This window comes from Pseudomonas sp. LBUM1678 (assembly GCF_059695575.1).
This window is the reverse complement of the sequence record NZ_CP166775.1, coordinates 756,506-771,637: the sequence shown is the minus strand read 5'-3', so window position 1 is coordinate 771,637 and position 15,132 is coordinate 756,506. Positions and strand designations below refer to the sequence as shown.

Annotated in this window: 3 protein-coding genes, 2 tRNA genes and 3 rRNA genes; all 8 read right to left on the bottom strand. The window is 56.5% G+C overall.

The annotated features are described in order from the left end of the window. Window positions 1–87: 87 nt before the first annotated feature. A complete protein-coding gene (recD, locus tag ACA070_RS03390; protein ID WP_497450032.1) occupies window positions 88–2,196 on the bottom strand; it encodes an exodeoxyribonuclease V subunit alpha in 2,109 nt (702 codons plus the stop codon). Continuing rightward, the gene (gene recB / locus ACA070_RS03385) at window positions 2,193–5,882 is read right to left on the bottom strand and encodes an exodeoxyribonuclease V subunit beta (RefSeq protein ID WP_497450031.1); all 3,690 of its coding nucleotides are present in this window, start codon (window positions 5,880–5,882) and stop codon (window positions 2,193–2,195) included. The genes recD and recB overlap by 4 nt, the downstream gene beginning before the upstream one ends. After that, window positions 5,879–9,331 (bottom strand): exodeoxyribonuclease V subunit gamma, encoded by a 3,453-nt coding sequence (recC, locus tag ACA070_RS03380; RefSeq protein WP_497450030.1) that lies wholly within the window; start codon window positions 9,329–9,331, stop codon window positions 5,879–5,881. The genes recB and recC overlap by 4 nt, the downstream gene beginning before the upstream one ends. A gap of 154 nt (window positions 9,332–9,485) precedes the next feature. Further along, a 5S ribosomal RNA gene (rrf, locus tag ACA070_RS03375) occupies window positions 9,486–9,601 on the bottom strand. 187 nt (window positions 9,602–9,788) lie between these two features. Then, a 23S ribosomal RNA gene (locus tag ACA070_RS03370) occupies window positions 9,789–12,680 on the bottom strand. A gap of 249 nt (window positions 12,681–12,929) precedes the next feature. Further along, window positions 12,930–13,005: transfer RNA gene (locus ACA070_RS03365), tRNA-Ala, on the bottom strand. 27 nt (window positions 13,006–13,032) lie between these two features. Then, window positions 13,033–13,109 (bottom strand) — tRNA-Ile (locus ACA070_RS03360). 82 nt (window positions 13,110–13,191) lie between these two features. Then, a 16S ribosomal RNA gene (locus ACA070_RS03355) occupies window positions 13,192–14,730 on the bottom strand. The 16S, 23S and 5S rRNA genes sit together here with 2 tRNA genes alongside, the layout of an rRNA operon. Window positions 14,731–15,132: the final 402 nt, after the last annotated feature.

Genomic DNA, 15,132 nt, shown 5'->3' with positions numbered 1-15,132 from the left:
TGCCGCAACGATAACATAGCGTTTAAGCCCCAGCGAGGCTGCGCACTACGGCACTTCGGACAGTTTCCGTCGTCCAGTGTCACCCTTTTAATGGCTCGAATCGTTCCCATCTTCCAAATCCAGCATCAACCCGCTCAAGCGCTTGACCTTGCGCCGCACAGCCTCCTCAAACACCCCGGCACGAGGTTCGATCAGGGTGAACCAGTTCTTGGCCCGGGTGATCCCGGTGTAGATCAATTCCTTGGTGAGCACAGGGTTCAGGGCATCCGGCAGAATCAATGCCGTATGGGCAAACTCCGAGCCCTGGGACTTGTGGACGGTCATGGCGTAAACCGTTTCGACATCGTTGAGTCGACTCGGTAGGACGAATCGCACGCCACCCTGGCCATCATTGCGCGGGAACGCGACACGCAGCACGTGCTTGCCTGCCGCGGGCCCTTCACGTTCCGGCAGTTTGAGGGCAATACCGATGTCACCGTTCATCAACCCCAAACCATAATCATTACGCGTCATCAATACGGGTCGACCTTCATACCACTGCTGGTCACTGTCTATCAGTCGAGCCTTGAGCAACGCGGCGGTCACACGTTGATTCAATCCCTCCACCCCCCACGGCCCTTTGCGCACGGCGCATAACAACTGGAAGGCGTCGAAGGCTTGCAACACCTGACGCGCCCAATCGGTCCAGCGTTGATCATCGAGCAGACTGTCGAGCGGTGGCCGTTGGCTGCGAAGAAGGTTCAAGTAGTGGCGATAACCTTGCGGTCCTTCGCCATGGCCTTCGAGCAGCAAGCGTTCCAGCGCCCGGTCTTGCTCACCCTTTAGAGGCAAGGAAAATATGTCGTCGTGACTTCGAGCCGCCAGCAACTTGCGGGCTTCCTCCGGTTGTTGCTGGTTGACCCATCGGGCCAACTGGCCAATGCCGCTGCCCTCACCGAACCGGCGTGAGTGACGAAGCATCACCACTTGCTGGGCCAAGGGGTGAGTTCCGTTAACGTCTTCCTGCAAACCGCTGGCCTCCAGGCTTTCACCACTGACCGTCTCCAGCCACTGGCGAGTCTGCGGACTGTACCAACCGGCCTCGGCGTCGCGGCACAAATCACCCAGCACGGCACCGGCCTCCACCGAGGCCAACTGGTCCTTGTCACCGAGCAACACCAGCCGGGCGTGGGCCGGCATTGCGTCAAGCAAGTTGGCCATCATTTCCAGGTCGATCATCGAGGCTTCGTCTATCACCAGTACATCCAGTGGCAAGCGATTACCGGCATGGTGACGGAAGTGCCGGGTGCCGGGCCGACTGCCAAGCAACCGGTGCACGGTAGTGACATCAGACGGGATCTTGCCTCTTACGTTTTCATCGACTTCCAGCGTCCGGACTTGCTGGCTGATGGACTCTGTCAGCCGTGCCGCCGCTTTGCCGGTAGGTGCGGCAAGGCGGATGCGCAGTGGTTTCCCAGCCTCCACCGCAGGCGCCTGGAGCAATGCCAGCAACCGCACGACCGTGGTGGTTTTGCCGGTCCCCGGGCCGCCGGTGACGATACTGAACGCACTTCGGGTAGCCAGGGCACAAGCGAGTTTCTGCCAGTCGATCACATCGCCGGGTTTGGCCGGACCGAACAAGCCTGTCAGGCGTTGGAGTAAATCATTCGGTGTTGTTTCATGTTCAGCCAAGCGCAGGCGCAGGGCATTGTCGATGCGTCGTTCGTAAACCCAGTAGCGGCGCAGGTACAGGCGCTTGCCCGATAAAACCAAGGGTCGGGATTGCGCAGCCTCACGACCATCGACGGCCAGCGCCACCAGACGACTGGACGCCAGGACCTTGCACCAATGGGCGCCGTCCAGCGCTTCAAGCAATTGCGACGGCAACAACATCGCACCACTTTGCAGATCGCCTTCCGGTGGCAGCGACAGGGCGAAATCCGGCTCTTTGAGCGTCTCGAACAGATCCAGGCAGACATGGCCGTGACCCAGTTGGTGGCTGGTCAATGCGGCGGCGAGCAACACCAACGGATCGTCGTCGGGGGCCAGTTCGTGGAGGAAGGCAACGAAGGCCTTGTCCAGTGCTCGCAGCCAGCCGCGCTCCACCCAGCGCGTCAGCAACAGCAACAAGTCATCGGCGCGACTCAGGGGTGCCAGATCTGCCAGGCTTTCGGCTGCCAATGGCGTGGGCAGCAAATCAGCGAAGGTGCGACTCATAGCAGTACTCCCTGTTCCCAGGCGGGTTCGGCCTTGGGTTCTGGCTTACCCTGGAAGAGTCGATCCAGACGCTCGATCAGCTCTCTGGGTGGACGGGCGAAATACACGCCTTGGGTGGATGCCCGCGTACCGCGCAAGAACAGGTACAGCGCGCCACCGACATGCCGGTCGTAATCGTAGTCGGCAAGCCGCGCCTTGAGTTGACGATGCAGGGCCAACAGGTACAGCACGTATTGCAGGTCGTAACGATTGTCGAGAATCGACTGTTCCATGGCTTGTTCGGTGTAAGCCGCGTCATCGGGCCCCAGCCAGTTGGATTTGTAGTCGGCGACGTAATATTTGCCATCGTGCTCGAACGTCAGGTCGATGAAGCCCTTGAACATGCCATTGAGCAATACCGGTTCAGCGGCCACTCGGGCAACGCCGTTGTGGGTATGTTTACGCACCAGTTCATCAAGCTTGAGCACATCGACTTTATGACTGGCGAACCAGAATTCCATCTCGACGCGATATTGGGTGAGCTGCTCGAACACGACCGGAGCCTGCCCCCCGCCGAGGTGCAACGAAGACCTGAGCAAGTGTTGCAGCCAATCGCTCAGCGTGGTGATCCAGCCTTCCCAGCCACGGCGATTGCAGCGACGGGCAATGGCGTCTTCGACGACCTGCGGAGCAGCAGAAAAACCTTCATCACCGGCCCATTCCAGCAAACCATGGAGAAAGGTGCCGGGGTTCGGGCCGCGGGGGAATCGATGGATATCAGCGCCACCAGCGGCCACCTCTCGTGGAGCCTCTGGATCGAGACGTTCGTCATCAAAGAGCTTTTGCGCTTGCGGGTTCTCCGGGGCTTCGTCACTGCCCACGCTCAGACTGTCGCCGATGCGCAAGGCACTGTACGAGGCGATCCACCAGTTTTCGCTGGCCTTGCGCTTGGGTATCAGCGGCGCAAGCAACCTCGCGTCGTTGCGAGGGGGATGGTAATGCTCGGCCGTTGCTTGTGGCATATCACCATACAGAAGTGCCGGGCAGTCCTGCTGGAGGTCTTCGAGCCAGCGTTTCAAACCTGCGGATTCGGCCAGCGGGGCACCGCCGCCCAGCAAGTAACCCAACGCAGAGAGATGCAGCACCGAGCTGTTGTTATTGCCGCGCTTGAGATCGGTCACCCCGATCCAACTGGCATGTTGCGCCCGTGTCAGGGCGACATAAAGCAAACGCAGATCCTCGGCCAGACGCTCATCATCGGCCTGTGCGATCAACTCGGCAGTCGGCTTCAAGGTCACCTGCGCCTTGCCGTTTGCATCGTGGTAATGCAGCGGTAAACGGCTGCCATCCACGGGTTTTGCCGAGCAGATGAACGGCAGAAACACCAAGGGATACTCAAGCCCCTTGGACTTGTGAATGGTCACGACCTTGACCAGTTGCTCGTCGCTTTCCAGACGCAGGATCTGCTCTTCGCCGGCCTGACCGGACAACGCCAGATGCTCGGACAAATGACGAATCAGCGCTTGCTCGCCATCGAGCTCGGCAGCGGCCTGTTGCAGCAGTTCGGACAGGTGCAGCAGGTTGGTCAGAACACGTTCGCCGTCGCTGCGCGCGATCAGTGATCGAGGTAACTGGAAGTCATGCAGCAAGCGCCGCAGCATTGGCAGCACGCCCTGCTTGCGCCACAGCTCGCGATAACCGCGGAACTGCATGACCCGCGCCTCCCAAGCCAGTTCGTCCTGATTCAGCCGCTCCAGTTCCGCCAGGGACAGGTTCAGCGTGATGCAGGCCAGCGCGGCTCGCAGCGGCCGCTCGACATCCGGCTCGGCGCAGGCTTTTAGCCAGGTCAGCAGGTCATGGGCTTCTTGAGCGGCGAATACCGAATCCTTGTCAGACAGATAAACGCTGCGCACACCGCGTGCGGACAGTTCGCCGCGTACGGCCTGGGCCTCTTTGCCGTCGCGAACCAGGATCGCGATGTCCGCTGGCAGCAGGCCCCTGAAGTCCTTGTCCTTCTCTGTGAAACCTGCCCGACCTTGTTGGCCACCATTGAGTAATTCGGTGATTTCACTGGCGCACGCGGCGGCGAGTTTTTGTCGGTACTCAGCGCCGGACAGTGGCTGATCGGCAGACAGGTGCCAGATGTTCAGAGCCGGCACGAGCTGGCCGTCGATGTGCAGAACTTCTTTGCGCCCTTGAGATTCGACGGGCAGAAACGGCACCGGGTTGTCGCCGTTCCTTTCACGAAACAGGAACGCTCCCCGTCCCAGCTCACGAGACTCGGCGCGCTCGAACACATGGTTCACCGCACTGACCATGCCATGGCTGGAACGGAAATTCGTACCCAGGGTATGCAGACGGCCGGTGGTGGCCTGACGGGCGCGCAAGTAGGTATAGATGTCGGCGCCGCGGAACGCGTAGATCGCTTGCTTGGGGTCGCCAATCAGAAACAGCCCGCATTCGGGATTGTTGTCCTCAATGCGATAGATGCTTTCAAAAATCCGGTACTGGACCGGATCGGTGTCCTGGAACTCATCGATCAGCGCCACCGGAAACTGTTCGCGAATCAGGGTCGCCAGGCGTTCACCACCATCGGATTGCAACGCCGCATCAAGGCGCAGCAGCATGTCATCAAAGCCCATCTCCGCACGGCGACGTTTTTCTTCCTCGAACCGTGCCCCGACCCACTGCGCGGCATGTTGCAGAACGGCAGCGTCGGGGGTCGGCAATGAGTCGAGACTGGCCTTGAGACCGGGCATGGCGTCCAGCCCAGGATGACTGGGGGCTGCGCCTTTCCAGGCTTCGGCCATACCGTCAGGCGTCAGGCGAGTGAAGCCCGTGCCAATATCCAGTTGCTCGAGGGACTCATCTTCAGCCCAGGCTTTCAGTTTTTCGAACCAGGGTTCGAAATAACGGGCCTGCATTTTTCGACCGTCGACGCTTTTGCTCGCAACACCTTGATGACAGATGGCAAGCAGCTCATCCGCCCATTGGCGCCAAGGCATCTTGAGTTCAAGCAAGGCTATTCGTCGTTCCTGCAAGCACTCGGTGATCAGCTCAGCAGGCTCTTTACCTTCAACGCTGTCACGCTCGCTGGCGAACAAACTGCGTACCCGCGGCAATAACGCCGCCGGCCCACCCCAATTACCCCGCACCCAGCTCAGCGCATCACCTTGCATCGGGTAGCAGAACAGCCGCCAGTAATCGCGCAGGACTTCGCCCAGCAAATCGCTGTGATCGGTTTCCAGGGTCTGGGTAAACAGACTGCCACTGTCGAACGCGTGCTCGCGCAACATGCGCTGGCACCAACTGTGGATGGTCGAGACGGCGGCTTCATCCATCCACTGCGCGGCAATGTCCAGACGGTTTGCACAGCCTGACCTTTGTTCGGGGAGGTATTGATCACGCAGTTCTGCGATGAGGCTATCGGGCGCCGTGGTCTCATCACGAAAGTATCGCGCTGCTTCGGCAAGACGGGTGCGAATACGTTCGCGCAGCTCTTTGGTCGCGGCATCAGTGAAGGTTACGACGAGGATTTGCGGCGGCAACAGTTCACGCCCGAATCCACCCGATTCGCCGCCGTGTCCGAGGACCAGGCGCAGGTACAGCGCGGAAATGGTAAAGGTCTTACCAGTACCGGCGCTGGCTTCGATCAGTTGGCTGCCGCTCAGGGGGAATGCCAGGGCCAGCGGTGTCTTCGTGGTCATGAGCGCGCCTCCTCGCTGGTCAATGAACGCCAAGGGGCCTCAAGCATCGGTTTGTACAAAGCGGTGCACCAATCGGGGAAAGTCTCGTCGGCGATCAAAGCGTAGTAGTCGGCGAACTGCCGGGCGAGTGCCGGGCTTTCGCGGCGTTCGCCGTCGGTGGTTTGACCGTCGCCTTCATAGGCTTTGCGAGCAGCGGCGTCGGCTTTGGCCGGGTCAGTTTGAGAGAGCCACGCGAAGGCGGTTTTCACAGCAATCGGAAGGGGTTGGCGCATGCCCGTTTGCCATGCTTGCAACAGGTTACTCAGGGCGTGACGTGCAGCGCCCTCCTCCAGAGGGGTCAGCAGCAGACTGTCGTCACTGGCCACTAACGCGGTGGTCATCGGCATGCCGCTGGCGCAAGCGACCAAGTGATTGACCCAGGGGCGCGTCAGACGATGCCACTTGCGGGTCTTGATCGAACCGATGCTGTTGGGAATAGTGGTGACCGACAGCAAGCCGCCGTCCGCACGTTGATGCAGGCCACTGAGCCAGCCTTCCAGGCGCAGACCTTCCAGCTCCAGGTTGACTGGCAACGCGCTGGTGAGCGGTGTCGGCCACAACGCCAAGAGTTGTTGGTAACGCTGCAACAGATCCGGCAATGGCTCGATCAGCTCTCGCTGCAGACATTCGCCGAACCCGGCCATGGGCAAGAGCCCACTGTTTTGCAGGCGTTTGGCCTGGGCCTCAAGCGCGTCGTCGACGTGATCCAGTTGACCGAGCGCCGCTTCGAGCAAACTGTCACTGAGGCTATAGCGCTGGAGCGCATCGAGTACGAAGGGTTCTTCATCTGCCAAGGGAGCTTCAGCCGCTTCGAAGAACACCTTGAGCCGCTGACTGAAAAAATGTCGCACGGGATTGCGCAGGAAATCCTGCAATTGACCGAGGCTCAGCGGCTCTTCTTGAACGTAGGCATCAAGGGCCTGGATATCAGCCGACTGTTCACTGTCTTGATGAAGCACCTGCCACTCACTTGCGAAGCTGAACAGGGCGTCACCTTCATGAAAATAACGGGCGCTGAAGGGTTGCAGCGGGTGTTCCTGAGTCATGGCCTCAAGCAGCTTTTTACTGTCGGCCTGTAATCGCCAGCCGCCTGCGAGGTGATCGCGGAGTTGGCCAATCAGTACCGAAGCCGGGCGCTCACTATTGTCCCGAATGCTGCGGCCGACCCAACTGATATAGAGTTGGTCACGTGCCGACAACAGGGCTTCTAGCAAGAGATAGCGGTCATCCTCGCGCCGGGAACGATCACCCGGGCGGTAGTCGCTGCCCATGAGATCGAAATCCAGCGGCGGTTGCGCTCGCGGGTAATCTCCGTCGTTCATCCCGAGCAGGCAGACCAGTTTGAACGGAATCGCTCGCATCGGCATCAAGGTGCAAAAGTTAACCGCTCCAGCCAGAAAGCGCTGGGACAGGCGGCCCTGGTCGAGACCTGCCAGCCAGGCTTCTCGGACCACGGTCAACGGCAGCTCATCAAACAAGCCCACTGACTCGCAGGTCTCGAGCCAGGTTTCCCGCAGCTCTTCGAGTTGGGCCAGCAAGTAGTCGTCATGCTCATTACTGGCCTGGAAGAACAGCTGCACCAACGCTTGCAACCGGATGCCCCATTGCTTGGGCGCAGCAGGTTGAGTCAGTTCCTGGTGGGCAATTTCCAACGCATCCAGCAGTGCGACCAAAGGACCGATGAGCGCTGCATCCAGACCGCCGATCTCGTCGTAAGGCTCGATGCCTTCGCAAGCAGTAGCGCTGCCAACGGCATAACCGAGCAGCATCCGGCGCAGGCCGAAACGCCAACTGTTTTGCTCCAGCTCTTCAGGCAGGCCCAAACCCGCACGCTGCTCGGCATTCATTCCCCAGCGAATACCAGCGCCTTCGATCCAGCGGTGCAGGGTTGGCAGGTCACGCTCCTCGACACCGAAGCGCGCGCGCAGTGCAGGGACGTCCAGCAGATCGAGGATCTCACTGACGGGGAAACGGCTGTCAGGCAGCTTGAGTAGATGTTCGACAGCAATCAGCAGCGGGTCACGACCGCGTTGGCCTTGGTCCGCAAGCGTGAAGGGAATGAAGCGCGGATCGAAGCGATCAAGTTGACCGAATACTGCACGGATATGCGGTGCGTAGCTGTCGATGTCCGGAACCATCACGATCACGTCGCGTGGCTTCAAGTCTGGATCAGCACTGAAGCGTGCGAGTAACTGATCGTGAAGGATCTCCACTTCGCGCTGGGCGCTATGGGCGATGTGGAAACGAATCGATTCGTCCTGATTGAGATCGATAACCGGCCAGAGCTCGCGAGTTTCGTTCAGGGGACGCAGTTCAAGGATATCGTCCTGCAGCTGGTTGAGCATGTTCTGTGGCTGGCTATCGCTGAACAAGTCGATGCGCCCATCCCTAAATGCAGAACGGTAGCTGTTGGGATCGTCATAGCTGTCAAGCAGATTGATGTAGTCTCGCCCCTGCTTGCCCCATGCCGCCAATAACGGGTGAGCGTGTTGGTGAAGGGTTTGTGGGTCGAGCACAACTGGCATGCCGGTCTTGCGAGCCTGACGCTTGTATTGATGCCGTAACAGATCTTTATCGGCGACGATGTCTGCCCAATGGTGACGACATGGATTATGTACGCAAAGCAGAACCTGACTGAATCGGGCCAGTCCGGCAAGTGCTTCCAGAGCTTGTGCCGGGAGAGAGGAAATCCCGAAAACGATCACACGAGAAGGTAATCCACTGGGTGCCACGTCGAGGCTGTTGATACGTTCGATGAACCGTTGATGAACACCGGCGCGACTTTGCGCCATGCCTTGCTCACCCACATCCAGCAACAGAGCACGCCACAATTCTGCCTGCCAGCAGTTGGCCGAGGTCAGGGGTTTGGACTCACCTCTGCCGTTTCGCAATTGATGACGACCCTCCGCCCAGTCTTCGAGCCAGTCGGCCCGGTATACCTGGTATTGGTCGAACAGATCCGCCAGCCGCTCAGACAACTGATAGCGCTTGCGTAGATCAGTGTCGTTGGTAAGGAAGCGTTGCAGCGGTTCGAAATGCGGTTGATTGATCAGCTGCGGAAGCAGACGCATCAGGCGCCAGGTCAGAGGGGCCTTGTCGAGCAGGGATTTGACCGGAATTTCATCACGCCCCAGAACCATCCGATAGAGCTGCCACATGAAGCTGCCCGGGAGTTGAACGTCGATCGCTGCCGCAATTCCGCAGCCACCCATGTCGTCGTCTTCCGGATCTTCGGCCAGAGCCAGCTTCAACCACTGGGCGATGCCGTTACTCTGTACCAGGGCAATTTCATTTTCCAAGGGAGCCAGCGGGTAGCGCCGCATCCAGCTGACCACCAGGCTGCGCAACTCGTCCAGGCGATTACCATGAACCACCATAAAACCAGCACTGAGGGACGTCGCGTCCGGCATAAAGGCTTCCTTGGGAAATTACAAAAGCTAGGGCCGAACCTTAGCATTGTCGGGAGACTGTGACAGCCGGGAGCCGTCCGATGTTGCTGTACGAACTTTCCTGCGGACAAAACAAAACCCCAACTGCTTTCGCAATTGGGGTTTCGGAATTTAATCTTGACGATGACCTACTCTCACATGGGGAAACCCCACACTACCATCGGCGATGCATCGTTTCACTGCTGAGTTCGGGATGGGATCAGGTGGTTCCAATGCTCTATGGTCGTCAAGAAATTCGGTAGCCAGGTCGTGGGCCTTTGCAGGTTCACGCTCCAGCGAATGGGTATGTGACAGCTTTTGGTGTTTTGTGCTGCTTTTGTGAGTACAGTCGAACTTTCGGTTCGTTTCGTCTTCACACACCGCAATCTGGCGCTCTTTCGCTTTTCAGCTCGAAGCAAGCAAATTGCTTGGGTGTTATATGGTCAAGCCTCACGGGCAATTAGTATTGGTTAGCTCAACGCCTCACAGCGCTTACACACCCAACCTATCAACGTCGTAGTCTTCGACGGCCCTTCAGGGGACTCAAGGTCCCAGTGAGATCTCATCTTGAGGCTAGTTTCCCGCTTAGATGCTTTCAGCGGTTATCTATTCCGAACATAGCTACCCGGCAATGCCACTGGCGTGACAACCGGAACACCAGAGGTTCGTCCACTCCGGTCCTCTCGTACTAGGAGCAGCCCCTCTCAAATCTCAAACGTCCACGGCAGATAGGGACCGAACTGTCTCACGACGTTCTAAACCCAGCTCGCGTACCACTTTAAATGGCGAACAGCCATACCCTTGGGACCGGCTTCAGCCCCAGGATGTGATGAGCCGACATCGAGGTGCCAAACACCGCCGTCGATATGAACTCTTGGGCGGTATCAGCCTGTTATCCCCGGAGTACCTTTTATCCGTTGAGCGATGGCCCTTCCATACAGAACCACCGGATCACTAAGACCTACTTTCGTACCTGCTCGACGTGTCTGTCTCGCAGTCAAGCGCGCTTTTGCCTTTATACTCTACGACCGATTTCCGACCGGTCTGAGCGCACCTTCGTACTCCTCCGTTACTCTTTAGGAGGAGACCGCCCCAGTCAAACTACCCACCATACACTGTCCTCGATCCGGATAACGGACCTGAGTTAGAACCTCAAAGTTGCCAGGGTGGTATTTCAAGGTTGGCTCCACGCGAACTGGCGTCCACGCTTCAAAGCCTCCCACCTATCCTACACAAGCAAATTCAAAGTCCAGTGCAAAGCTATAGTAAAGGTTCACGGGGTCTTTCCGTCTAGCCGCGGATACACTGCATCTTCACAGCGATTTCAATTTCACTGAGTCTCGGGTGGAGACAGCGCCGCCATCGTTACGCCATTCGTGCAGGTCGGAACTTACCCGACAAGGAATTTCGCTACCTTAGGACCGTTATAGTTACGGCCGCCGTTTACCGGGGCTTCGATCAAGAGCTTCGCGTTAGCTAACCCCATCAATTAACCTTCCGGCACCGGGCAGGCGTCACACCCTATACGTCCACTTTCGTGTTTGCAGAGTGCTGTGTTTTTAATAAACAGTCGCAGCGGCCTGGTATCTTCGACCGGCATGGGCTTACGCAGTAAATGCTTCACCCTCACCGGCGCACCTTCTCCCGAAGTTACGGTGCCATTTTGCCTAGTTCCTTCACCCGAGTTCTCTCAAGCGCCTTGGTATTCTCTACCCAACCACCTGTGTCGGTTTGGGGTACGGTTCCTGGTTACCTGAAGCTTAGAAGCTTTTCTTGGAAGCATGGCATCAACCACTTCGTGTTCTAAAAGAACACTCGTCATCAGCTCTCGGCCTTAGAATCCCGGATTTACCTAAGATTCCAGCCTACCACCTTAAACTTGGACAACCAACGCCAAGCTGGCCTAGCCTTCTCCGTCCCTCCATCGCAATAACCAGAAGTACAGGAATATTAACCTGTTTTCCATCGACTACGCTTTTCAGCCTCGCCTTAGGGACCGACTAACCCTGCGTCGATTAACGTTGCGCAGGAAACCTTGGTCTTTCGGCGTGGGTGTTTTTCACACCCATTGTCGTTACTCATGTCAGCATTCGCACTTCTGATACCTCCAGCAAGCTTCTCAACTCACCTTCACAGGCTTACAGAACGCTCCTCTACCGCATCACCTAAGTGATACCCGTAGCTTCGGTGTATGGTTTGAGCCCCGTTACATCTTCCGCGCAGGCCGACTCGACTAGTGAGCTATTACGCTTTCTTTAAAGGGTGGCTGCTTCTAAGCCAACCTCCTAGCTGTCTAAGCCTTCCCACATCGTTTCCCACTTAACCATAACTTTGGGACCTTAGCTGACGGTCTGGGTTGTTTCCCTTTTCACGACGGACGTTAGCACCCGCCGTGTGTCTCCCATGCTCGGCACTTGTAGGTATTCGGAGTTTGCATCGGTTTGGTAAGTCGGGATGACCCCCTAGCCGAAACAGTGCTCTACCCCCTACAGTGATACATGAGGCGCTACCTAAATAGCTTTCGAGGAGAACCAGCTATCTCCGAGCTTGATTAGCCTTTCACTCCGATCCACAGGTCATCCGCTAACTTTTCAACGGTAGTCGGTTCGGTCCTCCAGTTAGTGTTACCCAACCTTCAACCTGCCCATGGATAGATCGCCCGGTTTCGGGTCTATTCCCAGCGACTAGACGCCCTATTAAGACTCGCTTTCGCTACGCCTCCCCTATTCGGTTAAGCTCGCCACTGAAAATAAGTCGCTGACCCATTATACAAAAGGTACGCAGTCACCCAACAAAGTGGGCTCCCACTGCTTGTACGCATACGGTTTCAGGATCTATTTCACTCCCCTCTCCGGGGTTCTTTTCGCCTTTCCCTCACGGTACTAGTTCACTATCGGTCAGTCAGTAGTATTTAGCCTTGGAGGATGGTCCCCCCATATTCAGACAAAGTTTCTCGTGCTCCGTCCTACTCGATTTCATGACTAAGAGATTTTCGCGTACAGGGCTATCACCCACTATGGCCGCACTTTCCAGAGCGTTCCGCTAATCTCAAAGCCACTTAAGGGCTAGTCCCCGTTCGCTCGCCACTACTAAGGGAATCTCGGTTGATTTCTTTTCCTCAGGGTACTTAGATGTTTCAGTTCCCCTGGTTCGCCTCTTAAGCCTATGTATTCAGCTTAAGATAACCATCTTATGATGGCTGGGTTCCCCCATTCAGACATCTCCGGATCAAAGTCTGTTTGCCGACTCCCCGAAGCTTTTCGCAGGCTACCACGTCTTTCATCGCCTCTGACTGCCAAGGCATCCACCGTATGCGCTTCTTCACTTGACCATATAACCCCAAGCAATCTGGTTATACTGTGAAGACGACATTCGCCGAAAATTCGATAATACTCAATTAAGAGCAACTCACAAATTTTACCTTAGCCTGATCCGTTACCAGTGAAAGTAACGCTCAGTCTATCTTTCTATCACATACCCAAATTTTTAAAGAACGATCTAATCAAAGACTAGAAATCAACATTCATCACCGTCTTGGTGGAATGCTCATTTCTAAGCTTTCAACAAACAGAAGCAGTAGTGGTGGAGCCAAACGGGATCGAACCGTTGACCTCCTGCGTGCAAGGCAGGCGCTCTCCCAGCTGAGCTATGGCCCCGTATTTCTACAGGTTCCCACACAAAATTGGTGGGTCTGGGCAGATTCGAACTGCCGACCTCACCCTTATCAGGGGTGCGCTCTAACCAACTGAGCTACAGACCCAATTTCGGGCTGCTTCTTATCGTCTTCTTCAATGAATCAAGCAATTCGTGTGGGAACTTATGGAGCAGCTGATGTCGTCGATTAAGGAGGTGATCCAGCCGCAGGTTCCCCTACGGCTACCTTGTTACGACTTCACCCCAGTCATGAATCACACCGTGGTAACCGTCCTCCCGAAGGTTAGACTAGCTACTTCTGGTGCAACCCACTCCCATGGTGTGACGGGCGGTGTGTACAAGGCCCGGGAACGTATTCACCGCGACATTCTGATTCGCGATTACTAGCGATTCCGACTTCACGCAGTCGAGTTGCAGACTGCGATCCGGACTACGATCGGTTTTCTGGGATTAGCTCCACCTCGCGGCTTGGCAACCCTCTGTACCGACCATTGTAGCACGTGTGTAGCCCAGGCCGTAAGGGCCATGATGACTTGACGTCATCCCCACCTTCCTCCGGTTTGTCACCGGCAGTCTCCTTAGAGTGCCCACCATTACGTGCTGGTAACTAAGGACAAGGGTTGCGCTCGTTACGGGACTTAACCCAACATCTCACGACACGAGCTGACGACAGCCATGCAGCACCTGTCTCAATGTTCCCGAAGGCACCAATCCATCTCTGGAAAGTTCATTGGATGTCAAGGCCTGGTAAGGTTCTTCGCGTTGCTTCGAATTAAACCACATGCTCCACCGCTTGTGCGGGCCCCCGTCAATTCATTTGAGTTTTAACCTTGCGGCCGTACTCCCCAGGCGGTCAACTTAATGCGTTAGCTGCGCCACTAAGAGCTCAAGGCTCCCAACGGCTAGTTGACATCGTTTACGGCGTGGACTACCAGGGTATCTAATCCTGTTTGCTCCCCACGCTTTCGCACCTCAGTGTCAGTATCAGTCCAGGTGGTCGCCTTCGCCACTGGTGTTCCTTCCTATATCTACGCATTTCACCGCTACACAGGAAATTCCACCACCCTCTACCATACTCTAGCTTGTCAGTTTTGAATGCAGTTCCCAGGTTGAGCCCGGGGATTTCACATCCAACTTAACAAACCACCTACGCGCGCTTTACGCCCAGTAATTCCGATTAACGCTTGCACCCTCTGTATTACCGCGGCTGCTGGCACAGAGTTAGCCGGTGCTTATTCTGTCGGTAACGTCAAAACACTAACGTATTAGGTTAATGCCCTTCCTCCCAACTTAAAGTGCTTTACAATCCGAAGACCTTCTTCACACACGCGGCATGGCTGGATCAGGCTTTCGCCCATTGTCCAATATTCCCCACTGCTGCCTCCCGTAGGAGTCTGGACCGTGTCTCAGTTCCAGTGTGACTGATCATCCTCTCAGACCAGTTACGGATCGTCGCCTTGGTGAGCCATTACCTCACCAACTAGCTAATCCGACCTAGGCTCATCTGATAGCGCAAGGCCCGAAGGTCCCCTGCTTTCTCCCGTAGGACGTATGCGGTATTAGCGTCCGTTTCCGAGCGTTATCCCCCACTACCAGGCAGATTCCTAGGCATTACTCACCCGTCCGCCGCTCGCCACCAGGTACAAGTACCCGTGCTGCCGCTCGACTTGCATGTGTTAGGCCTGCCGCCAGCGTTCAATCTGAGCCATGATCAAACTCTTCAGTTCAAACATCTTTGGGTTTTTAAGAAACCCTAAACTTGGCTCAGCAATCGTTGGTTACATCTTTGATTTCTCGCGGAGTAACTTGTGATGCTGATAATCTTGTTGACTATCAGTCTGACTCCACAAGCACCCACACGAATTGCTTGATTCAGTTGTTAAAGAGCGGTTGGTTAAGATCTTTCGTCTCAACCGAGGCGCGCATTCTACAGCAGCCTCTGTTGCTGTCAAGCGGTTATTTTCAGAAGTTTTCAAAGTTTCCTTTGCAACTTCAACCACTTGCGCTTCCGATCTCTCGTTAGCGGGAGGCGAATTCTACAGCGTTACTCGCTGCTGTCAACACCTCTTTTTCTCCGCTTTCGACCGAGAAGATCGAACCGTCAATCACGCCAAACAACCTGCCTGATC